Origin of the sequence: Colwellia sp. BRX8-7, from assembly GCF_014077275.1 — a bacterium.
Taxonomy (GTDB): domain Bacteria; phylum Pseudomonadota; class Gammaproteobacteria; order Enterobacterales; family Alteromonadaceae; genus Colwellia_A.
This window is the reverse complement of sequence record NZ_JACGVP010000152.1, coordinates 1-224: the sequence shown is the minus strand read 5'-3', so window position 1 is coordinate 224 and position 224 is coordinate 1. Positions and strand designations below refer to the sequence as shown.

The following is a 224-nucleotide window of genomic DNA, read 5'->3' as shown; positions in this document are numbered from 1 at the left end:
GCCCTGCAAGGTGAAGAGTCGGCTAACTATGAATTTCCGTTGTTTACCAAAACGGGCGACCGGGTGGATGTGCTGTTGAACTCCACTTCACGCCGGGATGCGGCAGGTCGTATTGTGGGGGTTGTGGGGGTTGGACAAGATATCACCGAGCTCAATAAGATCCGTAAGGAGCAAGAAAGTGTCGCCCATGATTTAACCCAGTTAATCGATACGGCCAATGCCCC

At 52.7% G+C, this 224-nt stretch carries 1 protein-coding gene; it reads left to right on the top strand.

Going from position 1 to position 224, the window contains the following annotated elements; genetic code table 11:
- Positions 1-3: 3 nt before the first annotated feature.
- On the top strand, positions 4-224 hold a 221-nt coding region (locus H4J57_RS20430), incomplete at its 3' end, for a PAS domain S-box protein (RefSeq protein ID WP_409049416.1).